At 55.4% G+C, this 23,589-nt stretch carries 23 protein-coding genes; 14 read left to right on the top strand and 9 right to left on the bottom strand.

Going from position 1 to position 23,589, the window contains the following annotated elements:
• Positions 1 to 14 precede the first annotated feature (14 nt).
• The gene (gene bcp / locus WH279_RS21050; RefSeq protein ID WP_133845909.1) at positions 15 to 482 is read right to left on the bottom strand and encodes a thioredoxin-dependent thiol peroxidase; all 468 of its coding nucleotides are present in this window, start codon (positions 480 to 482) and stop codon (positions 15 to 17) included.
• Positions 483 to 553: 71 nt separating this feature from the next.
• The gene (locus WH279_RS21045; protein WP_200643927.1) at positions 554 to 1,105 is read right to left on the bottom strand and encodes a glycine cleavage system transcriptional repressor; all 552 of its coding nucleotides are present in this window, start codon (positions 1,103 to 1,105) and stop codon (positions 554 to 556) included.
• A gap of 143 nt (positions 1,106 to 1,248) precedes the next feature.
• Between WH279_RS21045 and dapA the strand changes: the two genes are divergently transcribed.
• The 6 genes from dapA to ypfH all read left to right on the top strand — a co-directional run bounded on the left by dapA (position 1,249) and on the right by ypfH (position 7,846).
• Complete coding sequence (dapA, locus tag WH279_RS21040) at positions 1,249 to 2,127, top strand: 4-hydroxy-tetrahydrodipicolinate synthase (RefSeq protein ID WP_339458411.1); 879 nt, start codon at positions 1,249 to 1,251, stop codon at positions 2,125 to 2,127.
• Between the two features lie 15 nt (positions 2,128 to 2,142).
• Positions 2,143 to 3,171 carry an outer membrane protein assembly factor BamC gene (bamC, locus tag WH279_RS21035; protein ID WP_339458409.1) on the top strand — a complete coding sequence of 343 codons (1,029 nt, stop codon included), beginning with the start codon at positions 2,143 to 2,145 and terminating at the stop codon, positions 3,169 to 3,171.
• A 161-nt stretch (positions 3,172 to 3,332) separates the two neighbouring features.
• Positions 3,333 to 4,046, top strand: coding sequence for a phosphoribosylaminoimidazolesuccinocarboxamide synthase (gene purC / locus WH279_RS21030; RefSeq protein WP_133845913.1), 714 nt, complete (start codon positions 3,333 to 3,335; stop codon positions 4,044 to 4,046).
• Between the two features lie 167 nt (positions 4,047 to 4,213).
• Positions 4,214 to 5,074, top strand: a complete 861-nt coding sequence (gene ypfJ, locus WH279_RS21025) for a KPN_02809 family neutral zinc metallopeptidase (RefSeq protein ID WP_200643930.1) — start codon at positions 4,214 to 4,216, stop codon at positions 5,072 to 5,074.
• Between the two features lie 5 nt (positions 5,075 to 5,079).
• Positions 5,080 to 7,077, top strand: coding sequence for a tRNA(Met) cytidine acetyltransferase TmcA (locus tag WH279_RS21020; RefSeq protein WP_339458405.1), 1,998 nt, complete (start codon positions 5,080 to 5,082; stop codon positions 7,075 to 7,077).
• A gap of 82 nt (positions 7,078 to 7,159) precedes the next feature.
• Complete coding sequence (ypfH, locus tag WH279_RS21015; protein WP_339458403.1) at positions 7,160 to 7,846, top strand: esterase; 687 nt, start codon at positions 7,160 to 7,162, stop codon at positions 7,844 to 7,846.
• Between the two features lie 98 nt (positions 7,847 to 7,944).
• Here ypfH and WH279_RS21010 read toward each other — a convergent pair whose 3' ends face one another.
• The 3 genes from WH279_RS21010 to WH279_RS21000 are packed head-to-tail and all read right to left on the bottom strand — an operon-like array spanning position 7,945 to position 9,657.
• Positions 7,945 to 8,133, bottom strand: coding sequence for a YpfN family protein (locus WH279_RS21010; RefSeq protein ID WP_062744795.1), 189 nt, complete (start codon positions 8,131 to 8,133; stop codon positions 7,945 to 7,947).
• Between the two features lie 10 nt (positions 8,134 to 8,143).
• Entirely contained in the window at positions 8,144 to 9,271 is a 1,128-nt protein-coding gene (gene dapE / locus WH279_RS21005; protein ID WP_133845916.1) for a succinyl-diaminopimelate desuccinylase, read from the bottom strand.
• Positions 9,272 to 9,273: 2 nt separating this feature from the next.
• Positions 9,274 to 9,657 carry an ArsC family reductase gene (locus tag WH279_RS21000; protein WP_339458400.1) on the bottom strand — a complete coding sequence of 128 codons (384 nt, stop codon included), beginning with the start codon at positions 9,655 to 9,657 and terminating at the stop codon, positions 9,274 to 9,276.
• Between the two features lie 255 nt (positions 9,658 to 9,912).
• Between WH279_RS21000 and WH279_RS20995 the strand changes: the two genes are divergently transcribed.
• Both WH279_RS20995 and ypfM read left to right on the top strand, forming a co-directional pair.
• Entirely contained in the window at positions 9,913 to 10,107 is a 195-nt protein-coding gene (locus tag WH279_RS20995) for a hypothetical protein (RefSeq protein ID WP_133845918.1), read from the top strand.
• Positions 10,108 to 10,392: 285 nt separating this feature from the next.
• Positions 10,393 to 10,452, top strand: coding sequence for a protein YpfM (gene ypfM, locus WH279_RS20990; RefSeq protein WP_118665656.1), 60 nt, complete (start codon positions 10,393 to 10,395; stop codon positions 10,450 to 10,452).
• A gap of 103 nt (positions 10,453 to 10,555) precedes the next feature.
• Here ypfM and acrD read toward each other — a convergent pair whose 3' ends face one another.
• The 3 genes from acrD to narQ all read right to left on the bottom strand — a co-directional run bounded on the left by acrD (position 10,556) and on the right by narQ (position 16,201).
• On the bottom strand, positions 10,556 to 13,669 hold the full coding sequence (gene acrD, locus WH279_RS20985; protein ID WP_339458398.1) for a multidrug efflux RND transporter permease AcrD: 3,114 nt from the start codon (positions 13,667 to 13,669) through the stop codon (positions 10,556 to 10,558).
• Between the two features lie 202 nt (positions 13,670 to 13,871).
• On the bottom strand, positions 13,872 to 14,519 hold the full coding sequence (locus WH279_RS20980; protein WP_339458396.1) for a response regulator: 648 nt from the start codon (positions 14,517 to 14,519) through the stop codon (positions 13,872 to 13,874).
• Positions 14,519 to 16,201 carry a nitrate/nitrite two-component system sensor histidine kinase NarQ gene (gene narQ / locus WH279_RS20975; protein ID WP_339458394.1) on the bottom strand — a complete coding sequence of 561 codons (1,683 nt, stop codon included), beginning with the start codon at positions 16,199 to 16,201 and terminating at the stop codon, positions 14,519 to 14,521. Before narQ ends, WH279_RS20980 begins: the two co-directional genes overlap by 1 nt.
• Before the next feature lie 251 nt (positions 16,202 to 16,452).
• Here narQ and WH279_RS20970 point away from each other — a divergent pair, with 251 nt between their 5' ends.
• The 4 genes from WH279_RS20970 (at position 16,453) to WH279_RS20955 (ending at position 20,611) form a co-directional block, all read left to right on the top strand.
• The gene (locus tag WH279_RS20970; protein ID WP_200643973.1) at positions 16,453 to 16,728 is read left to right on the top strand and encodes a DUF1471 domain-containing protein; all 276 of its coding nucleotides are present in this window, start codon (positions 16,453 to 16,455) and stop codon (positions 16,726 to 16,728) included.
• A 351-nt stretch (positions 16,729 to 17,079) separates the two neighbouring features.
• A complete protein-coding gene (ansP, locus tag WH279_RS20965) occupies positions 17,080 to 18,528 on the top strand; it encodes an L-asparagine permease (protein WP_133845922.1) in 1,449 nt (482 codons plus the stop codon).
• 263 nt (positions 18,529 to 18,791) lie between these two features.
• Positions 18,792 to 19,373, top strand: coding sequence for a GDP-mannose pyrophosphatase NudK (gene nudK / locus WH279_RS20960; RefSeq protein WP_339458391.1), 582 nt, complete (start codon positions 18,792 to 18,794; stop codon positions 19,371 to 19,373).
• A gap of 143 nt (positions 19,374 to 19,516) precedes the next feature.
• The gene (locus WH279_RS20955; RefSeq protein ID WP_339458389.1) at positions 19,517 to 20,611 is read left to right on the top strand and encodes a DUF1176 domain-containing protein; all 1,095 of its coding nucleotides are present in this window, start codon (positions 19,517 to 19,519) and stop codon (positions 20,609 to 20,611) included.
• Positions 20,612 to 20,785: 174 nt separating this feature from the next.
• On the opposite strand, the gene WH279_RS20950 is transcribed toward WH279_RS20955, so the two are convergent.
• A complete protein-coding gene (locus tag WH279_RS20950; protein ID WP_339458387.1) occupies positions 20,786 to 21,568 on the bottom strand; it encodes a MipA/OmpV family protein in 783 nt (260 codons plus the stop codon).
• Between the two features lie 121 nt (positions 21,569 to 21,689).
• Between WH279_RS20950 and WH279_RS20945 the strand changes: the two genes are divergently transcribed.
• Both WH279_RS20945 and WH279_RS20940 read left to right on the top strand, forming a co-directional pair.
• Positions 21,690 to 22,385 (top strand): response regulator, encoded by a 696-nt coding sequence (locus WH279_RS20945; protein ID WP_339458386.1) that lies wholly within the window; start codon positions 21,690 to 21,692, stop codon positions 22,383 to 22,385.
• On the top strand, positions 22,382 to 23,578 hold the full coding sequence (locus tag WH279_RS20940; RefSeq protein ID WP_339458385.1) for a sensor histidine kinase: 1,197 nt from the start codon (positions 22,382 to 22,384) through the stop codon (positions 23,576 to 23,578). Before WH279_RS20945 ends, WH279_RS20940 begins: the two co-directional genes overlap by 4 nt.
• Positions 23,579 to 23,589 lie beyond the last annotated feature (11 nt).

The raw sequence follows: 23,589 nt of genomic DNA, 5'->3' as shown, positions 1-23,589 counted from the left end.
CCCGCACGTTCAAATCATGCTGACTTGAGGTAATCCATCACAATATCGTGGTGGTTGCTGGTTTTGAAATCATCAAAGACTTTCTCGACTTTTCCATCCGCACCGATCAGGAAGCTGGTACGGTGAATCCCATCATAGGTTTTCCCCATAAAGGTTTTCTCGCCCCAGATACCAAACTGTTCAGAAACCTGGTGGTCTTCATCGGAGAGCAGGGTGAAGTTCAGCAGCTCTTTCTCAACGAAGCGCGACAGTTTTTCCGGCTTATCGGTGCTAATGCCCAGGACGTCAACGCCAGCATTTTTCAGCTCATCCATGCTGTCACGCAGACCGCATGCCTGTACGGTGCAGCCTGGTGTCATCGCTTTCGGGTAGAAATACACCAGAACGCGCTGTCCCTGGAAGTCGGCTAAATTTACTTGTTCGCCATCCTGATCGGGCAAGCTAAATTTCGGTGCGGTATCACCGGCTTTCAGTGGATTCATCACAACTCTCCGTTTTTTATCATCATGCTATGGGTAAATGTGCGCACTTTCTCTCTCGCGGTTGGCCAGATTTACGCTCCGTGATGAGAAACCGCCTTAATAGTGCCTTGAGCATTGAGTTCTGTACAGAGTCGGTTAAAAGCTTGCTCAATAAATGAAGCATCCTGACTGGCCGGACTGTGGGCGGTTATCTGAATATAGAGCAGTGGAGGCTGATTTTCATCTGCTGGCTGCGTGCGTGAGACGAGCTCTGCGATATTCATTTGATGCGAATCAAACAGGTCGGTAAAGCGTTCAATGATATGCGGGGAGTCGGTCACATCCACCTGGACCCACACCGTGACGGGCATCGGAGGACGTGTGCTGGCGCTGGTGCGTTTCATCACGATCAGCAGTTCCAGTTCGGCTCCTTTTAATGGCAGAGTCGATTCAATCAGGGTGATCGCATTCCAGCTACCGGATAACAGCATGATAAAGGTGAATTCGTCGCCCAGCATAGCAAGCCGGCTATCTTCAATGTTACATCCGCAACTGCTGACATGACGGGTGATGGCATTGACGATCCCTGGGCGGTCTACCCCAAGGGCAGTGATAACCAAATGGTGTTGCGATGACTGTGGCAAAATCAAGCTTCCTGTCCAAATACTAATAACTATAAGGTAAACATAAAAAAAACTGCTGACAAGCGCTTGAGCCGCCCTGCGCGCTTGCTTTTACTGCTCGTACAAACGTACCATGAAGCACTTGTTTGTCGAGGGGATGGCTAATGTTCACGGGAAGTATTGTTGCACTCGTTACGCCGATGGATGACAAAGGTAATGTCTGCCGTGCGAGTCTGAAAAAACTGATTGATTACCATATTGCCAGCGGCACCGCGGCAATTGTTTCTGTAGGAACGACAGGCGAATCTGCCACCCTCAGCCATGATGAACATGGTGATGTGGTGATGCTGACGCTGGAACTGGCAGATGGCCGTATTCCGATTATTGCCGGGACCGGTGCAAATGCCACGGCTGAAGGCGTCTCTCTGACCAAACGTTTCGAAAATTCCGGCGTTGTCGGTTGCCTGACTGTCACCCCTTATTACAATCGTCCTACTCAGGAAGGGTTGTATCAGCATTTCAAAACCATCGCAGAAAGCACCGATCTTCCGCAGATGCTGTATAACGTACCGTCACGTACCGGCACCGATTTACTGCCGGAAACCGTCGGTCGGCTGGCCAAAATTAAAAATATTATCGGAATCAAAGAGGCCACCGGGAACTTATCGCGGGTAAGTCAGATCCAAGAGCGTGTAAATGAAGATTTTGTTCTGGTGAGCGGCGATGACGCCACCTCGCTGGACTTTATGCACCTGGGCGGGCACGGCGTTATTTCCGTCACGGCGAACATTGCCGCGCGTGAAATGGTAGAACTCTGTGCTCTGGCACAGCAGGGCAACTTTGCTGAAGCACGTCTTCTGAACCAGCGCCTGATGCACCTGCATCAGAAACTGTTTGTTGAACCGAATCCTATCCCGGTGAAATGGGCTGCGAAACGATTAGGATTAATAGCAACCGATACGCTGCGTCTGCCTATGACGCCGCTGACCGATGCCGGTCGTCCGGTTGTTGAGCAGGCACTGAAAAACGCTGGCCTGCTTTAAATTTAGGGAGAATTAATGGCTTACTCAGTACAAAAGTCCACGGTAGCGAAAGTGGTGGGACTGTCGTTGGTGATGCTGCTTGCAGCATGTTCTAACGACCAACGTTACAAGCGTCAGGTGAGCGGTGACGAATCCTACCTGCAGGCAGCCGATCTTAGCGATCTGCGCGCACCTGCTGGCATGATCCTGCCGCTGCAAAATGGCGACTTTGAAATACCAAACGTCAGCAGTAAAGGGCAGGTGGGTAAGCAGTTGGATATTCGTCCACCCGCTCAGACGCTGGCGCTGATGAACGGTACGCGTAGCCAGTTTGCCGGCAATACCGGTACGCTGCTGGTCGATACCCGCAGTGCACTCTGGCCGCAGGTGGTTGATGTGGTGCAGGCCGCCAAGTTCCCGATCGCTGACCGTCAGGATGCTCGTCAGTCGCTGACCACCGATTGGGTGCAGTGGAACCGTGCTGATGAAGACAACCAATATCGTGGTCGTTATCAGTTAAGCGTTCAGCAGCAGGGCGGTCAGCAGGCGCTGACGGTGAAACTGCTGGAATTGCAGCAGCAGGACAACGTTGTGACGTCCCCGGTGCAGATCCAGCGTTACACTGCGCAGATGTTGAACGAGATCAGCACCGGCCTGGATAAGATTGAAACCGGCCGTGAAGATGCCGCCGCCAGCCGCAGCCCAACGCAGATTGATGTGCAGAGTGGGGCGGATGATACCGGCCTGCCTAACCTGATCCTGCGTGCGCCATTCAACGTTGTCTGGCAGCGTCTGCCAGCGACCCTGAACCGCATGGGTATGGAAGTCACGGATAACAACCGTTCACAGGGCAGCCTGAACGTGACGTACAAAGCGCCGGGCAGCAGCACCTTTGATGAACTGGGTGCCAAAGATCCTGAACTGAAAAATGGTGACTACAAACTTCAGGTCGGTGACCTGGATAACCGTAGTAGCCTGCAGTTCCTTGATCCGAAGGGGCATCCGCTCACCCAGTCGCAGAATGATGCGCTGGTGGCGGTGTTCCAGGCCGCATTCAGCAAGTAAGCCAGGAAGGCCAGAGATTCTCTGGCCTTTTTTATTTGGTATTACGTAAACGATTGCTTCGGTTTTTTACCCGTGGAACATATAATTCCGCCAGGAAAAATTTTAACGGGACGGCACCGCCGCCCTGATAGTGTCACTTATATCGTTTGGAGTTAAACAAGATGCAGAAAAAAGCTGAGTTGTATCGCGGCAAAGCGAAAACCGTTTACAGCACCGAAAACCCGGATCTGTTGGTACTCGAATTCCGTAACGATACGTCAGCGCTGGACGGTGAGCGTATCGAACAGTTTGACCGTAAAGGAATGATTAACAACAAGTTCAATTATTTCATTATGACAAAACTGCAGGAAGCCGGGATCCCAACACAGATGGAAGCCCTGCTCTCTGATAACGAAGCGCTGGTGAAGAAGCTGGATATGGTGCCGGTGGAATGCGTAGTGCGTAACCGTGCGGCCGGATCTCTGGTAAAACGTCTGGGCGTGGAAGAGGGCCTGGTGCTCAATCCACCGTTGTTTGACCTGTTCCTGAAAGACGATGCGAAACATGACCCAATGGTCAACGAGTCTTACTGTGAGACCTTCGGCTGGGTCAACAGAGAAAATCTGGCCCGTATGCGTGAGCTGACCTACAAAGCGAACGACGTCCTGACTAAGCTGTTCTCGGATGCTGGTCTGATCCTCGTCGACTTCAAGCTGGAGTTTGGTCTGTTCAAAGGCGAAGTGGTGCTGGGTGATGAGTTCTCCCCGGACGGTGCGCGCCTGTGGGATAAAGAAACCCTGAACAAGATGGATAAAGATCGCTACCGACAGAGCCTGGGTGGTCTGATCGAAGCGTACGAAGAAGTGGCGAATCGTCTGGGTGTGAAGCTGGACTGATTGCCGGGCGCGGTTTATCCGCCCCATGACACTTCATGACTGAAAGGTCAGGCTTGCCTGGCCTTTTTTTGTTATATCCTTCCTGCTCCCCGCGTTTTCTGGTGTTCCCCGCTGCGTCAGACTAAAATCGACTGATATGTTGTTGTGATGATCACGAGGGAAAATCTATGCGCTGGCAAGGGCGTCGCGAAAGCGACAATGTGGAAGATCGCCGTAACGAATCCGGGACGGTTGGCGGTGGGCGTATACGTATTCCCCGTGGCAAAGGGGGCATTGTTCTGCTGATTCTGGTGGCGATCGCCAGCTACTATGGCTACGATCTGACGCCATTGCTAACCGGGGACACCACCTCCATGTCACAAACGACTCAGCAGCAGCGCCGGGTCACGCCGAAAGAAGATGAAGCGGCGCAGTTTACCCGTACCGTTTTCGCGCTGACGGAAGATACCTGGCAGAAGCTGTTCCAGCAAATGAATAAGACCTGGCAGCCGCCCACGCTGGTGATGTATCGCGGCCAGACCTCAACCGCCTGTGGCAGCGGACAGTCGGCAATGGGGCCGTTCTACTGCCCGGCAGACAGCAAAGTGTATATCGACCTCTCTTTCTATGACGAAATGACCAACAAACTGGGTGCTGGCGGAGAGTTTGCTCAGGGCTATGTTATCGCTCATGAAGTGGGCCACCATGTGCAGCACCTGTTGGGCATTGATAAAAACGTTCGTCAGTTGCAACAGAACGCCGGACGCGCCGAAGTGAATCAGCTGTCAGTGAAAATGGAATTGCAGGCCGACTGTTTTGCCGGCGTCTGGGGCCACTACATGCAGCAGGAAAATATCCTGGAAACAGGTGATCTTGAGTCGGCGCTCAATGCTGCCCAGGCCATTGGTGATGACCGTCTGCAACAGCGCAGCCAGGGGAGAGTGGTGCCGGACAGCTTTACGCACGGCACTTCGCAGCAGCGTTACACCTGGTTTAAGAAAGGTTTCGACAGCGGCAATCCTGGCCAGTGTAATACCTTTGCGGGTTAACGCGGGTGTATGACCTGATAACGGCAACGGCGCAGATTGAACGACAGGGCTGGCGCCGTCTGCTGGTGATCAGCGGTGAGCCTGTGTGGTGCGCACAGCAGGCCGCTGATGTGATGGCACAATTGCCCGGCGACTGGCTGTGGGCGGGGAAACCCGAAGGCACCGGGCTTTGCTGTGAGCCGCAGGCCATCCGCACGCTGCTGGGGCGGGAGTTCCACCATGCCGTGTTTGATGCCCGTGACGGCTTTCATGCTGAGGCTTTTGCCGCGCTGGCGGGTACCCTGCGTGCCGGCAGCTGGCTGCTGCTGCTGGTACCCGAATGGGACGGCTGGGCGCAGCGCCAGGATGCCGACTCACTGCGCTGGAGTGAGGGAGACACGCCCTGTGCCAGCACACACTTTGTGCATCATGTTCAACAGTCGATACTGGCCGACCCGCGCGTTGTGCTGTGGCGTCAGCCTTTTCCCCAAACGCTTTCCCCTGTTGCTATCCGGCCCGACTGGCAGGCGGATCATCGCGCGCAGCAGGACATTCTCACCGAGCTTCTCAATGCCACCCCCGGGATTTATGCACTGACCGCTGCCCGCGGGCGTGGAAAATCTGCACTGGCGGGGATGCTGGCGGCTCACTGGCCGGGGCGTTGTCGGGTGACCGCGCCTGGCCGGGTGTCGACGGATGTGCTGGCGCAGTTTGCCGGAGAATGCTTCCAGTTTGTGGCACCAGACCGGCTGCTGGCAGACGCAGAACAGCTTGTACCCGGCGTTGACTGGTTGCTGATTGACGAGGCTGCCGCCATTCCGGCACCGCTGTTGCAGCGGCTGGTGACATTATTCCCCCGGGTGCTGCTGACCACCACCGTGCAGGGCTACGAGGGCACCGGGCGTGGCTTTATGCTGAAGTTCTGCGCCTCACTGCCCGCGGTGACGCACTACCAGCTTGATGAGCCGCTGCGCTGGGCGGCTAACGATCCTCTGGAGCAGATTGTCGCCGGGATGCTGCTGTTCGAGGATGGCAGCGCTGAGCCGCAGCAGGGAGCAATACACTACAGCGCGCTGGAGCAGGATGACTGGTTGCGGCAGCCGGCGCGTATGGCGGCGATCTATCAACTGCTGACCAGTGCCCACTATCGCACTTCGCCGCTGGACCTGCGCCGCATGATGGATGCACCGGGCATGCATTTTCTGGTGGCCACGCAGGCAGAGAGCGTGCAGGGCGCGCTATGGCTGGTCGATGAAGGCGGATTATCCTCGGAGCTGGCGGCGGCGGTATGGGCAGGCAAACGGCGTCCGCGCGGTAATCTTGTTGCTCAGTCGCTGGCAGCCCATGGCGGCTCACTGGTTGCGCCGCAGCTACGTTCACGGCGTATCAGCCGCATTGCCGTCTCAGCGCGGCTGCGCGGACGCGGCATCGGACAGCAGCTGATCGCCCATGCGCTTGAGCATGCACAAGGGCTGGACTATCTCTCCGTCAGCTTTGGTTTTACCGTACCGCTGTGGCGTTTCTGGCAGCGCTGTGGTTTTAAGCTGGTGCGTATTGGCAGCCAGCGTGAAGCCAGCAGCGGCTGTTACGCGGTGATGGCGGTGCTGCCGCTTAGTTCTGCGGGGCAGCGCCTGACCGCCGCTCTGGTACAGCAGCTGGCGCGGGACGGTTACTGGCTGCGCCAGCAGGTCGATGATCAGGACCTGCCGCTGGCAGACCAGAGGGATATGACGCTGACGGAGGATGACTGGCAGGTGTTGTCCGGTTTCGCCTGGGCACAGCGGCCCTTTGAGGCCAGTTTTGCTGCGCTGGGGCGTCTGGTCAGCCAGCATGTCGGTACACTGCCGCTTCTGCATGCTGCATTGCTGGAGGGACAGTCAGCGGCCGACATTTGTGCGCGATTCACTCTGAGCGGACGTAAAGCATTGCTGGTGGCGTGGCGACAGGAGGTACAGCAGGCACTGATCGGGCTGGATGCCTCCCGGGCGCAACAGTGCGAGCAGTGGATCAACTCGTTGCAATAAATCCAACATCATCGTCAAAAATACCCCATTTTCATTATCGTTGAGGGGCGTATGATCGTCTTATCGCATTAAGGAGATCCTGATGAAATATGACCATGTTGTCGTCCAGAACCCCTCGTTACCCCCGAGCCAACTGTTTTTGCTGTATCACGCTGCGGGCGATAATCCGGTCGCCATGAGTGAAATTGGCCGCTGGTTTACCGGCGCATTTCCCCGTGCGTTGGTGGTGAGCATCGGCGGGCCGGAGCAGAATGCGGAAGGGGGATTCCAGTGGTTTGATCCCTCTGCGGCCGAACCCCAGCAGGCGGTGGCGGAGGTGATGGACGGGTTTATCGCTAGCGTTCGCCACTGGCAGCAGCAAAGCGGTGTCAAAGCAGATGCTACGGCGCTGATTGGCTTTTCTCAGGGGGCAACGATGGTGCTGGAAGCGGTGAAGTCACAGAGCGGGCTGGCTGGGCGGGTGGTGGCGTTTAGCGGCCGCTATGTCACGTTGCCACAGCAGGCGGGCACACGCACCACCATCCATCTGATCCACGGCGATAATGATACTGTGCTGCCGTTGACCCATGCGCTGGACGCGGAGGAGCGGTTAACGGCGCTCGGGGGCGATGTCACACTGGATATCGTCCCCGACCTTCCCCATGCCATTGATGACCGCGCGATGCAGTTTGCGCTCGATCGCCTGCAATTTACCGTGCCGCGTCGCTACTTTGATGAAGCGTTTAGCGGCAGTAAACCGGGCGATGAGGATGTTGTGGCGTTGATGTGATGTGAGGGATCTGGGCGGACCGCAAAAGAAAGTCCGCCCCTGCAATGAACGCACAAAGGCCGATCATCTGTTTCGATCGGCCTTTGTGTTTCATGGTGCTATTTCTTTTTCGGCCAGTCGTCTTCGTCATCCCACTTATCGTTGAAATCACGATGCGGAGGCAGTTCAGGTTTGTTATCGAGAAACTTTTTGTGATCGATACGCTTCAGGTCTTTGTAGACGTTCATCAGAATACCAATCATCAGCAGGATCACCAGGATCCACCAGTAATGTTTTATAAATTCCATCATCTCACCTTTATGCGATCAGCTGTTCCATGATCCGCTGGTACATGCGGCTAAGGAGCTGCAGGTCGGCGGCTTTGACGCACTCATTGATTTTATGAATGGTGGCATTCACCGGGCCGAGTTCCACAACCTGTGCGCCCATACGGGCAATAAAGCGTCCGTCAGAGGTGCCGCCAGTGGTTAACAGTTGCGGCTTGATCTCATTATAGTGCTCAACCGCGTTGACCACCGCATCCACCAGTTTCCCGCGTGACGTCAGGAAAGGTTGCCCGGAGAGTGTCCACTCAATGCTGTAACGCAACTGGTGGCGGTCGAGCAGCTCCTGCACTTTCTGCTGAATCAGTACATCGGTCAGCTCGGTACTGAAACGGAAATTGAACTGCACAAAACAGTCGCCGGGAATGACATTGTTGCTCCCGGTGCCAGCCTGGACGTTGGCAATCTGCATGCTGGTCGGCGGGAAGAATTCATTACCGCGATCCCACTCGGTAGCGACCAGCTCGTTCAGCGCAGGCATCGCCCGATGTATCGGGTTATCAGCCAGGTGCGGATAAGCCACATGGCCCTGAACGCCGTGGATAGTCAGATTGGCGGTAATCGAGCCGCGACGACCATTTTTGACCACATCGCCCACCACTTCGGTGCTGGAGGGTTCGCCCACCAGGCAGTAGTCCATACGTTCGTTGCGCGCCATCAGCGCTTCCACCACCTTAACGGTGCCATGAGTCCCGCTGGCCTCTTCATCGGAAGTGATCAGGAAAGCCAGACGCCCTTTATGATTCGGGTGTGCTGTGACAAAGCGTTCAGCGGCAACGGTCATCGCGGCCAGCGACCCTTTCATATCAGCCGCGCCACGGCCAAATAACATGCCGTCGCGGATCGTCGGTTCAAACGGGGGATTGATCCACAGATTTGCATCGCCGGTGGGCACCACGTCAGTGTGGCCGGCAAACGCCAGCGTTTCGCCTTCGCCGCGCCATGCCCAGAAGTTCAGCGTGTCGCCCATATTCATCGGTTCGATAGTGAAACCCAGCGCCTGGAGACGGGCAATCAGAATCGCCTGGCAACCCGCATCGTCAGGGCTGAGGGAAGGGCGACGAATAAGCTGCTGCGTCAGCTCAATGACCGGACAGTGCATAATTATGACTTCTCCTGGATAAACGGCGTATAGGTGGTTTCACTAAAGCCCAGCAGCATAGAGCCGTCTGGCGCACAGAGCAACGGGCGTTTAATGATTGCAGGCTGTACCAGCATCAACTTCAGCGCAGTTGCTGGATTATCCACCGCATTACGCTCCGACTCTTCCAGTTTCCGCCAGGTAGTACCCCGGGTATTGAGCAGCGCCTGCCAGCCGAGCGCATCGATAAATTGCTGAAGCAAAGCGGCATCCAGCCCGTCTGCGCGGTAGTCATGGAACTGATAGTCCACGCCCTGGCTTTCCAGGTATTTTCGGGCTTTTTTGATGGTGTCACAGTTTTTAATGCCATACATCGTTAACGTGTTTTTTGCGGTGTTGTCTGTCATGAAAAAGGGATTCCTGCGCCAGTGAATATGTGTCTGACATTCAGTCTACAGCGGATGGCACCAACAGGCAGCCCTTAGGGTGAGGAAAGGCGGAGACATCTTAAGAACGTTTGATGCGCAGTCAGTAAAAGTCAGACTTCTGTACCCTTCTGTTTTTTGTGGGATTCATCTATATTCGGGAGAGCTCAACGTAGCATCATGGCTATGAGCACCGTTTACCGGGGCAGAAAGCCCGCGATCGAGAGGAGGGGAGCGATGAACTACATGAAAGAGTCTGCCGCACATACGGTAGAAGAGACCCAGTCGACTATTGTGCTGAAGCGTAAAAAGAAAACCCGCTGTGAAGAGTTCGCACATGTTGTTGACGCGGTGATGCGTGAGCATCCCGATGCTAAAACGCATATTGACAGTGAGAGTGGTGGTTATGACAAAGTGATCATTCTCAAGTAATGATGCAGCCGGCCCCGCCAGGGGTCGATGTTTTATCTTGCTGGCAAGGCAGTGACAGGTAGTGCCCCCCGATGGCTGATTTATTTTTGGTCAACAGCGCAAAAGCCCATTCTGTGCTACTGCTAATAATTTCCTGCGAAATCATTACCTACGAACTGTGCGTTGCCGCACAAATCCATCACGTGCCCTTTAAAGGGTTTCCGCCGATAGCAGCAATTGTGATCCCCGTCTTTCTTTTGCTTAGGAATGCTCTTAAAATGAACCTACAAAAAAAGAGAGGATATTATGATTGATTTAGAACTGGGGAACTGGAAAGACTTTATCGAAACGATGTTACGTAAGTAATGAATTTGAGAAAAGAAAAGCACGGCGACCGCATCAAAATGCTTTACCTTCAGTTACCGAAATTATAAAAGGCAGCCCTTCACCGGCTGCCTTTTTACTTTATTTACTGAGACTTATCTTTCAGCGGGAAACGTCGGCGAACCAGCACAAAGAACAGCGGGACGAAGAATATCGCCAGCACAGTAGCCGAGATCATCCCGCCCATTACCCCTGTTCCCACCGCATGCTGGCTGCTGGAACCTGCTCCATTGCTAATCACCATCGGCAGCACACCGAAGATAAAGGCCAGAGAGGTCATCAGAATCGGCCGCAGACGCTGGCGCGAGGCTTCCAGTGTCGCTTCGACCAGATCGCGCCCGCGCGTATTAATCTCATTGGCAAACTCGACAATCAAAATGGCGTTCTTGGCTGACAGGCCGATCACCGTCAGTAAACCAACCTGGAAGTAAACATCGTTTTCCAGCCCGCGTAACCAGGTGGCGACCAGCGCCCCAATCACGCCTAATGGAACTACCAGCATCACCGAGAACGGGATTGACCAGCTCTCGTATAACGCGGCCAGACAAAGGAACACCACCAGTAACGACAGCGCATACAGGGCAGGTGCCTGGGCACCGGTCATACGCTCCTGAAGCGATGCCCCGGTCCACTGCAGGCCAATCCCGGCGGGCAGTTGGCTGACCAGCTTCTCCATCACCTCCATTGCAGCCCCGTTACTGACGCCCGCGGCGGATTCACCCACAATCTCGACCGCAGAATAACCGTTGTAACGTTCCAGACGTGGGGAGCCACTCTCCCAGTGTGAACGGGCAAAGGCGGTAAAGGGCACCATCTGACCGCTGCTGTTGCGTACATACCATTTGCTGATGTCGTCTGGCAGCATACGGAATTTTGCATCGGCCTGAACATAGACCTTTTTCACACGCCCGCGGTCGAGGAAGTCATTCACATAGGTTGAGCCCCAGCCCGTTTGCAGCGTGGCATTAATATCATCAAGCGATACGCCCAGCGCCTGGGCTTTACGCTGGTCAATATCAATACGCAGCTGCGGGCTGTCATCCAGACCGTTGTGGCGTACCCGGGTCAGCTGCGGATTTTTCTGTGTCATCTCCAGCAGCGTATTACGCGCGTTCATTAGAGCGTTATGGCCCAGCCCTGCGTGATCCTGCAACTCCATATCAAACCCGGCGGAGTTACCCAGGCCGGTGATCGCTGGCGGGCTGCTGGCGATCACTTTTGCCTCGTTGATTTTTTCGAAGGCTTTGGTGGCGCGTTCGATAATGGCGAAGGCGGTGTTGTGGCTGTCGGTACGATCCTGCCAGTCTTTCAGTCGCACAAACATACGCGCCACGTTTTGCCCGTTACCGCCCGGCCCGGCACCGACCGTGGCAAACACCGACAGCACGTTGTCTTTCTCTTCTGTCAGATAATATTTCTCCACCTTTTCCACCACTTTCATGGTCTGTTGCAGGGTGGAACCTGGTGGCAGCTGGACCTGAGTCGTGAAGATGCCGCGATCTTCCAGCGGCAGGAATGACGTCGGCAGGCGGAGAAACAGGAAGGCCATAATGCCAATCAGCGCCAGATAGAGCAGCAGCCAGCGGCCGCCTTTGGCGAGAATTTTCCCCACGCCACGCTCGTAGCGATCGGCGCTACGGTTGAACATGCGGTTAAACCAGCCAAAGAAACCGCGCCGCCCGTGATGATGGCCCTTCGCCAGCGGTTTAAGCAGTGTGGCGCAGAGGGCCGGGGTGAGGATCATTGCCACCAGCACCGACAGCACCATGGCGGATACAATGGTCACAGAAAATTGACGATAGATCGCACCGGTGGTGCCGCCAAAGAACGCCATCGGAATAAATACCGCCGACAGTACCAGGGCAATACCCACCAGCGCCCCCTGTATCTGTCCCATCGATTTACGCGTGGCTTCCCGCGGGGATAACCCCTCTTCACTCATTATTCGTTCGACGTTTTCCACCACCACGATGGCATCATCCACCAGCAGGCCGATGGCCAGCACCATCGCAAACATCGTCAGGGTATTAATGCTGTAGCCAAAGGTGTAAAGCACGCCGAAGGTGCCCAGCAGTACCACCGGAACGGCAATCGTCGGGATCAGCGTGGCACGGAAATTTTGCAGGAACAGGTACATGACAAGGAAGACCAGCAGCACCGCTTCAAACAGCGTTTTCACCACATCCTCGATGGAGGCTTTGACAAACGGCGTGGTTTCATAGGCAATTTCGGCTTTGAGTCCGTGCGGGAAGTAGTGGGACAGTTCGTCAAGGCGGGCGCGTACCAGCGTATCCGTCTGCAGCTCGTTGGCACCGGATGCCAGCTTAATCCCCAGCCCTGACGCCGCCATGCCGTTATAGCGGCTGAGGTAGTCATATTTCTCCGCGCCCAGTTCAATCTGCGCCACGTCACCCAGCGTGACGACCGAGCCATCCGAATTGACCTTGAGCGTAATAGCGCGGAACTGTTCCGGTGTCTGCAACAGCGACTGGGAGTTAATGGTGGCATTCAGTGCCTGGCGGTCAACGGAGGGCAGCCCACCGAGCTGGCCCACAGCGACCTGACTGTTTTGTGATTCGATGGCGCTGACGACATCGCCCGTGGTCATGGCATAGTTAATCAGCTTGTCAGGATCGAGCCAGATGCGCATCGCATATTGTGAACCGTAAGCATCGACCTGGCCCACTCCGTCAATCCGGCTGAGAGGATCCTGAATATTACTGGCCACATAGTCAGAAATATCCTGCTTATCCATGCTGCCGTCGGTGGAAACGAAAGCCACCATCAGAATATTGGTGTCGCCGGTTTTATTGACCGTCACCCCCTGAGACTGCACATCCTGCGGCAGTTTACGCAGCGCGGTCTGCAGCTGATTCTGCACCTGCTGGCGCGCTTCGTCAGGGTTAGTCCCGGCTTCGAAGGTCAGCGTGATGGTTGCCTGGCCGGTATTGCTGCTCTGCGACGACATGTACATCAGGTTATCGATGCCCGTCATGTTCTGCTCAATCACCTGGGTCACGGTGTTTTCAAGTGTTTCAGCAGAGGCACCAGGATAATTCGCGGTGATGCGGACGTTGGGGGGAGCCAGGTCAGGATATTGTTCAATGGGCAGGGAAACAATCGCCAGCCCACCCGTCAGGCACATAAGGATCGCCAGTACCCAGGCAAATATCGGGCGGTCGATAAAGAAATTCGCCATCTCAAGCTCCGCAGCATGTTGTCTGAAAAAGAAGAAAAGAATGCCTGTGTTCCCTGCGGCGTTTGAGCGTTCACTGCGGAGCAAATTTCTCTAATTATTCAACGCGCTCCGGCAGTGAATCACTTTACTCGTGGTTGCGCGAACAATCGTGGAGAAATTGAGGAGAATATGTAAATTATCGTGCTGACCCGACGCGTTTTCGTTACACACCGGCGTGATGCGACGCCAGCCACAGCACGGTAGCCGCTACCCTGGAGCGTACATTTAGTTTGCGTGTGACGTTGCGCATATGCACTTTGACCGTTTGATCTGAAATCTCCAGCTTCTCTGCCACCTCTTTATTGGAAAGACCCAACGCCACCGCTTTCATCACATCCCGTTCACGAAGCGTCAGGTTGATGAACGGGTCGGCCTTTCCGTTATCGTGGTAACGCAATGCCTCTAATGGCGCACTGAAGGCGCTACCGCCTTTGGCCACCAAAATAATGTGATGCAGTAACGTTTCCGGTTCGCTGTCTTTCAGGAGGTAACCATTGACGCCAGCCTCCAGCAGGGCGGCAATGTCGCGGCGATGGTCAGAGACGGTCAGCACGATGACACGTGAAAGGATATTCTCGGCTCTCAGTGCATGCAGTGTCTCCAGCCCGGATAACCCCTTCATATTCAGGTCTAACAGGATTAACGCCGGGTGCAGTTCCCGTGCGCTGATCAGGGCGTCTTCACCGTTACTGACGTCAGCCACAATGTTAAAAAGGGGTTCCAGCGCCAGTAGCTGGCGAATGCCCTGACGCATCAACGGATGATCGTCGACAATCATCACACTGATTTTTTTATGCTCTTCCATGATCATTATTCCTTTCCCGGTCCGCTTTCAGTGAGCGGTTTAAAGTGCAAAGACACGCAGGTGCCTCCGTTCGCATGACGCGCAATCGTTAATTCGCCGTTCAGCAGGGCAGCGCGTTCATGCATAATATTCAGGCCGTAATGTCCTTCCGGCTCTTCGATTGTGGCCATACCCACGCCGTTATCGCAGATGGTGAGGGTTATCCCTTCTGTGGGATGGTTATCGCCACTGACACAGATTTCCGTTGCATGAGCATGACGTACCGCATTGAGCAGGGCTTCACGTACGATCTGTAATACATGGATATGCTGTTGGGCCACCAGCTGGACATCCATCTGGCACGCTAGTGTGATGGCGGCCGTGCTTTGTGGGCGCAGTGGGGCGATCACCTGTTCCAGCGCCCGCGCCAGGCTGGCAGGCTCAATGCTCAGACGGAAAGTGGTTAACAACTCACGTAGCTGACGGTTAGCCGTGGATAGCGCCTGCTCAAACTCTTCCACGATAGCCCGCTCGGTTGCTGCATCAGCGTTGAGTGCGCGCTTTAACCTGACCAGTTGAATTCGTAAAAAGGTCAGGGATTGTGCCAGCGAGTCATGCAGTTCACGGGCAATCGCCGCCCGCTCTTGCAGCAGCAGCAGGCTTTGTACCTGCTGCTGGGCCTGCCACAGTTCCAGCGCATGGACCAGCAGCGAAGCCACACTGTTCATCAGCGGCGACTCGTTATGATCGGCCTGCCAGCGCAGTTCTCCGCAGACAGGCTGCTGCGGGTGCCGGCGTAACGGCAGCATTTGCCACTGTCTGTCGGCCAGAATGTGACCGACAGACAGTGAGCCAAACTCGGGCGTAGACAAGGCAATGAAACTGAGCTTTTCATGCTCAGACACCAGCTGCAGCGTCTGCAAAAACGCCTCCTGCCCTTTCATGCTATGGCTGAGCTGCTGCGAACAGGCATACAGCAGGCTGAGACGGCGGTTAGCGCGTGTTAAATCAGCGGTTTTTTCCTCAACGTTCAACGACATTGCCCGCCATGACTTTTCCAGCTCGCCTGACATCCGGGTAAACGCCCGCGCCAGCACGCCAAGCTCATTGGGCAGGTGGGTACTGAGCGGGGGCAGATGAAAATCGGTCTGTTCAATCGCTTCGCTGGCGCTGACCAATTGCTGCAACGGCCCAACCACGCTCTGCCGTATACGGCGCAGAATGAGATACACCAGCAGCGCGATCGCCACAAATCCCAGCAAACAGGTCAGGGCAGCCAGGCGCATCTTGCGTTCCGCCCAGTGCTGCAACGCCAGCACGAACCGATCGATTTGCGCGACCTGATGGATTACCTGACCCGGGTTCCCGGCCATCTGAGAGGCGGGGTGTTGTGCCGCCATCAGCAGTTCCCGATAGCGCTGACGCACGGTAGCAGGCACATAGAAACGATCCAGCGCCGTGAGGGCAGGTGAGTGTAAGGTGCGCTGATAGTCCGCCATATGCTGCGCATAAAGCGGAGAGTGGGCGGTGACGTCCCAGTTCAGTCGCCAGACCTGCATACGCAGTGACCCCGCCAGATTGACCGCTTCCGCATCGCGCAGGCTGCCGGACAGCATTAATAGCGCCAGGCCGCTTGAGATAACGGAGAGCACGACTATCGCAAACAAGGCGCGGGCGAGGCTGGAGGTCAGTGAGCGTGTGAGGGGCAAAGTAATTATCCTTAGTTTAATAAGGGTGATTATAACGTCATGTCATCGTTTACAGAAGGGCCAGGCCGGGCCTGTCATGGGCGGTTACATCCCCGGGGTTTTGACATACTCCTTTACGTTTCTTGGCGCGTAAACGCTCTACGTCAACAATGTTTTAATGCCTTTACTGAATGCTCACTCTGCTTTTCATTGAATCGGTAATAATCAATCCCGTCACTACATCATTAATTAACGCATTGAGGAGCATCATGATGAACAAGACTTTCCCCGCTTTGATTGTGGCGACCTTGCTCGCTGCGACCTCATTTTCTACCCTGGCGGCCACGCAGGTCGATAAAAGCCAGGCGACCAGCTTACAAAGCATTGGCACCGTTTCCGTTTCAGGCGTCAGAGGCTCGCTGGATGATGCCACTCACCAGCTAGCGAAAAAAGCCGATGCGATGGGTGCCAGCAGTTATCGCGTGATTGGTGTTGACACTCCCGGCGACTCCAGCCAGTGGAGCGGAAACGCCGAGATTTATCGTTAAGACCCGTTTTACCCCAGCCCAGTAATCCCTGTGTAGTCCCCTGTATGTCCCTGTGTAGTTCTTAGTGTTTTCACTGACCGACCGCAAATTGTGGTCGGTTTTTTTATGCGCCATCCGACAAAAATTACAAAAGCTCACGATTTCCAGCGTGGATTTTTTGCGTCGATTAATCAGAACGGTTAGGATGCATCGCCACGATTTCCCTGCTTGCGTCATCAATAAAACTACAGCAGGCAGGCGGATCGACCAGCGATGCATCACGCTACGCAATCGTTTGGTTGGCCTATAAGAAAACAGGATACCCGGGACAGGGTGCCGCATCACATTGTGGACAGGACAACAGGATAGAAAATGAACGCTGAAAAAAAATCTGGCGCTGAAAAACGCGCAGCAAAAAGACGTTGGTTAAACTCGCATGATTCTGGCTACCATAAAGCGATGGACAATCGCCACGTTCAGATGATTGCCATCGGTGGTGCGATTGGTACAGGGCTGTTCCTGGGCGCCGGTTCCCGCCTGCAAGCCGCCGGGCCTGCACTGGCCATCGTCTATCTGGTCTGTGGTATTTTCTCTTTCTTCATTCTCCGTGCGCTGGGTGAACTGGTGTTACACCGCCCATCAAGCGGCAGTTTCGTATCTTACTCCCGTGAATTCCTCGGTGAAAAAGCCTCTTATGTTGCGGGCTGGATGTATTTCGTCAACTGGGCAATGACCGGTATTGTCGATATCACCGCCGTTGCACTGTATATGCACTACTGGGGCGCATTTGGTGATGTGCCACAGTGGGTGTTTGCCCTCGGTGCGTTAGCCATTGTGGGTACCATGAACATGATCGGTGTGAAGTGGTTTGCCGAGATGGAGTTCTGGTTTGCGTTGATTAAAGTGCTGGCGATTGTGATCTTCCTGGTCGTCGGTGTGGTGTTCCTCGGCAGCGGTAAGCCGCTGGATGGTAACGCGACCGGTTTCCACCTGATCAGCGATAACGGCGGCTTCTTCCCGAATGGCCTGATGCCGGCACTGGTATTAGTTCAGGGCGTGGTCTTTGCTTTCGCCTCCATTGAACTGGTGGGAACGGCGGCAGGGGAATGTAAAGACCCGAAAACCATGCTGCCAAAAGCGATCAACAGCGTGATCTGGCGTATTGGTTTGTTCTACGTCGGTTCCGTGGTGCTGCTGGTGCTGTTGCTGCCGTGGAATGCCTACCAGGCAGGGCAGAGCCCGTTTGTTACCTTCTTCTCTAAGCTGGGTGTGCCTTACGTAGGCAGCATCATGAATATCGTGGTGCTGAGTGCGGCGCTGTCCAGTCTGAACTCGGGTCTCTATTCAACAGGGCGTATCTTGCGCTCGATGTCGATGGGCGGATCTGCACCGAAGTTCATGTCTAAAATGAGCGGCCAGCAGGTGCCTTATATGGGTATTCTGGTGACCATCGGTGTTTACATCATTGGTGTTTACCTGAACTACGTGGTGCCTTCACGCGTCTTTGAAATCGTGCTGAACGTGGCGGCGCTGGGTATCCTGTCCTCCTGGGCCTTTATCGTGGTGTGTCAGATGCGTCTGCGCAAAGCGATCAAAGAAGGCAAGGCAGAAGATGTCAGCTTCAAGCTGCCGTGGGCACCGTTTACCTCCTGGTTAACGCTGTTGTTCCTGTTCAGCGTGCTGGTGCTGATGGCGTTCGACTACCCGAACGGTACTTACACTATCGCGGCGATCCCCCTGATTGCAGTGGTGTTAGTTCTCGGCTGGTTTGGCGCGCGTAAGCGTGTTCATGCTCTGGCTCAGGAAGAACAAAACCACTAATCTTGACGGGCGCGGCATGCCACCCCCCTTCATTCTCAACGCGCGTAGGGGTCAGGCATGCCACGGCCCCTACAATATCAACGCACGTAGGGGGCAGGCATGCCACGGCCCCTACAATATCAACGCACGTAGGGGGCAGGCATACCACGGCCCCACAATCTCAACGCACGTAGGGGTCAGGCATGCCTGACCCGTTTCAGATAGTTTTCCAGGTTATTGCGATCTAAGATAGCAGGCTCCTGAAGTATCACCACGGAGCCTGTATGTCAGCTAAGATCGACCTCATCAAGAATAAAGTTCTGTCCGAGAACTGGTTCGTTCTGCGTAATTTCACCTACGATCTCACCGCCAAAGATGGCACCACCCTGCGTCACAAACGCGAAGTTTACGATCGCGGTAATGGCGCGACTATCCTGTTGTATAACCGCGATAAAAACAGCGTGGTGCTGACGCGTCAGTTTCGTATTGCCACCTGGGTGAATGGCAATCCCAGCGGGATGCTGATTGAGACCTGTGCGGGATTGCTGGACGATGATTCACCGGAAGACTGCATTCGTCGCGAAGCGATTGAGGAAACCGGCTATGTTGTGGGTGACGTGGAAAAGCTGTTCGAGCTGTATATGTCGCCGGGCGGCGTCACCGAGATGGTGCATTTCTTTGCCGCTGAGTACAGCGAGGCACGGCGCGAAAACGCGGGCGGCGGAATTGATGACGAAGACATTGATGTCCTTGAGGTAACCTTCCCGGAGGCCTGGGCCATGGTGAAAGATGGCCGCATTAAAGACGGGAAAACCGTCACCCTGTTGCAGCATGCGCTGCTGGTGGGCTGGTTACATCTCAATTGAGTCTGCATGCTATCCGACAACGGTGACTGTCCGATAAATCCGATTGAGACGCTGGCAGGATCTGCGCATGATGAATGCTGTACACGGATTGTCCGTGATGGTGTTTATTTTGCTGCATGACCTAACAGGGACCTCATCGATCAATGTCTTACTGGACGAAATGGTTATGGCTACTCTCTCTCTCTTGTACGGCTTCTGTGCAGGCACAGCCGTTACAGAAGACCTTTTCTGACTGGCAGATCACCTGCAATAACCTCAACAGCTGCGAAGTGCGCAGTATTCCGGGAAACAATGGCCTGGCAATGACGCTACAGCGGGATGCGGGCAGCGATGCCCCGGCACAGTTGCGCATTGATTACGGCAACCGTTTCAGCGGCAAGCTGCCCGGCGGCGCATTGCAGGATAACCTGTTGCTGGACGGACAGCGGTTAAAGCTCGACCTCAAACACTGGGAGGTTGAGCCGCACCATCTGCGCACCACCCACAGCATCTCAATTGATGAATTCCTCGCCCAGGTGATGGATGCAGATACCATTCAACTGCTCTACCGGGCGGATGCGACGATTGGGCTTCACGGACTGAAAGCGGCGCTGCTGTTAATGGATGAAGTGCAGGGAAGAATTAACAGCACCAGTGCCTGGATCCAGCGCGGTGACCGTGCGGCCAGCAACGTCCCTCCTGCCCCGATAGTGCCGCAAGTCAGCGCGCCGCCGCATGCACCCCAGGCGTTAACACAGGAAGAGTCCACCGGGCTGATTGATTTTGCGACCTGGCGGATTAACAACGACAGCTGCTCGCTCAACCCACTGCGGCGCGAAGTCAGTGTTTCACCGCTCAGTGATGACAAGGCACTGCTGCTGGTCAGCTGTGAAATGGGGGCTTACAACATTATTGACCTGGCGTTTGAAGTCTCGCGCAGTCAGCCTTATGTGTCGAAAAGCATTACCCTGACGCTGCCGTTTTCTCCGCCGGAACGCACGGATAATCAACTGGAGCTGGTGAATGCCGATTTTGATGCAGCACGCGGTGAACTGCTGACCTTCAGTAAAGATCGTGGACTGGGCGACTGCGGTGTGGCCACGCGCTGGCAGTATAATGGCCGCCAGTTTGTGCTGGCAGAATATGCGCAGGAAAGTACCTGTGATGCCTGGCACAGCAGCGACCAGTGGCCGATACTGTATGAGAGTCAAAGCGTTCCGCCACAGCAGAACGCCTCGGTGGAGATGCAGCAGGAGTGATGACAGAAGCGAACTCCCTGTGCGGCCATTACCTGACACAATAGGCTATCAAGTAATAAACGATGAGATGAACGACAACAATGCCCCCCACAATACACGCCACAAAGCGGATGTCGTAATCGGTCAGAAAATTTTCAAACCGTGAGGGGCTGCGTTTCGTTCTCTTCATCGTCACTAAAACGTGTAAGTTATAGCAGCCGTCGCGGTGGCTTCATTACGGCGGAACACAATCGGGCTGTCGGCGGCATGGTCACTGAGCCAGGTATAGCCCGCCACCAGCGTGGTGCCCCACTGCGGGGTAAACTGGTGTCCCCACGTCAGACTGTTTTGTACGCCATACAGCCCGCCGGGTGCAGCGTAGCGACGGTAACCACTGCGTGAACTCTGCTGTGTATTGACGCCGTAAAACGTATTCATAGAGCGACTGTCGCCAAACAGCGCGGCGGACTGAAAGGCGAGGGTGTCGCTTTCATTTTGCAGCGGGATCAGGTTTACGGATGTCTGATACTGCACGCCCTGACTGTCACTTAACGGCAGCGTTGCTTTGCCTTCCACAGAGAGCCACGGCGCAATCGTCCAGCCGACGGCCAATGCCGTATTCAGCGTGGCGTCAATATTTCCCATCCCTTTGAGTTTGTCAGACCCGTCGCGCCATGAGGCATTTTTATCCGAACGCCCCAGGCTGTAGCCCAGCGTATGCTCCAGATACAGCCCCGAGTCGGCCTGCAGGTCGTAGCCCAGCCCTTTTTGCGAGTCGAAAAACACCGCGCCATCGCGGGCCTGAATCACCGGCACAAACTGCCACTGGCGCTGGTCGGAACCACTGTAACGCGGCGCACTGGTTGCCCCGATACCCAGAGTCAGGCTTTTCGGGTCCGGCTCGGCGGCGCGGGCGATAAGACTGATGTTCATGACGGCAAGACAGCTAATGCACAGGGTAAATTTTCTGGTTATCATCGTCGCTCCTCAGCACCGAATCATCACGGCTCATAAGTGGCCGCACATCTGATACCGAATGATGAACAGGCAGTGTCAATTTACTGCCAGGGTTTTATGAAGAAACAGTCAAGGTGATGTCATGCAGATGAAACGCGTACTGATTATTGAGGATGATGCGGATGCGGCTAACGTGCTGGAAGCCTATTTACGCCGGGAGAATTACCATGTCGCTATCGCCAGCGACGGAGTCACCGGGCTGGATTTGTCGCAGAGCTGGAAGCCGGACCTGATCTTGCTTGATATCATGCTGCCAGGCATGAATGGCACAGAGGTGCTGGCCGCCGTGCGCCGTAAAGGGGATATTCCGGTGATCATGGTCTCCGCGATGGGGGATACGCCGGATAAAATTGGCGCACTGCGCTATGGGGCCGATGACTACGTGGTAAAACCGTATAACCCGGGTGAGGTAGTTGCGCGCGTTCAGGCGGTGCTGCGCCGTACATCAAACCTTACCCCGCGCAAAGAGATCCTGCGCTGGCAGGGGCTGGAGGTTGATGCTGAATCGCTCACCGCCGTTGTCAGAGACGGGGCGGGTAAGGTGACGGGGCTGGAACTTACCCCGACCGAACTCTCATTGCTCACCACACTGATGCAGTCCCAGACCTATCCCTTTTCTCGCCAACTGCTGCTGGAACGCTGTCTTCCCGAGAGCGAAGCACTGGAGCGCGTGGTCGATACGCATATGTATAACCTGCGTAAAAAGCTGGAAAATGCGGGCATTGCGGATGTCCTGCATAACGTGCGCGGCGTGGGTTACCGGTTCAGACAGCCATGAGTCAGCAAAAAAAACAGAGCCTGTGGCGCTGGATTTGCATGAGGATCCTGGCGCTGGCGATGGGATCCGTTGTCTTAATCGCCTTCTGCATGTGGCTGCGTTTTGTTATCCAGAAATACTGGGTGCTCAACCATATGACGGCCTCTCAACGCGCGGAGCTGACCGTCCTGTTGAAACATCCGGAACGGGATATTGCCCGTTTTCACCAACTGATCGATGCCGGCTGGGGCATCGGTTATTCGATGCCCGACATCGCCTCATCCGACTGGCTGACGCTGGCGACGTTAATTGTGATTGCGCTGCCGGTCATTATTATCTTCGGGCTGCGCGCCGCGCGGCCGCTGTCCGAACAGTTCAGTCGCCTGGCGGCCGCAGCACGATCGGTGGCACGCGGTGAGTTTGGTACGCGGGCAGGGACGGTGGAACACGCCCCCGCGGAACTCGCGCAGTTTACCCACGATTTTAATCTTATGTCTCAGCAGCTTGAACGTTACGATCGTGAGTTACGCACCTCCCACGTTGCGATGGCGCACGAGCTGCGTTCGCCGCTGACAGCTGCGATAGGGCGCCTTCAGGGCATGATAGACGGCGTATTTGAGCCGGACCCGGGCCAGTTGAACATGGTGATGAAACAGCTCCAGCACCTGAACCGTCTGACGGATGAGCTGCATCTGTTATCGCTTGCCGATGCCGGACAACTGTCGTTCAGCCTGAGTACCTTCGATTTGACCGAACTGCTGCGCGAGCGCGTGATATGGATGAAACCACAGGCGGAAGCGGCTGGGATGAATATGCCTGTCAGAGCGGCCGCACCTGCGCCTTTTCGCGGAGATCCGTTTCGTCTGGGGCAGGTCTTTACCATTCTGATGGAAAATGCCCTGCGCTATGCGGGCGAAGGCAAGGTGCTGAATATCGATGTTCAGCGCCAGCCAAAGGGCTATCTGATCACCTTCCGCGATCGCGGGCCGGGCGTGGAGGCGGAATTTCTGCCGCTGATGTTCGAACGATTTGCCCGGGCTGACTCGTCGCGTGCACGCCACTCAGGCGGCAGTGGGCTGGGTCTGTCGATAGCCCGGGCAATTTGTGAAGCTTGTGGCGGGCAGCTGGTGGCCTCATTACCAGCGGAAGGCGGGCTGATGATCAGCCTGCATTTGCCCTTTGCCACGCCGGAGGTGGGAATAAAAATCGCCTGAATTGACGATTT

Source organism: Erwinia sp. MYb375 (assembly GCF_037479175.1).
Taxonomy (GTDB): domain Bacteria; phylum Pseudomonadota; class Gammaproteobacteria; order Enterobacterales; family Enterobacteriaceae; genus Erwinia; species Erwinia rhapontici.
Note: the sequence above shows the minus strand (reverse complement) of the source record. Positions and strands in the feature narration are given on the sequence as shown.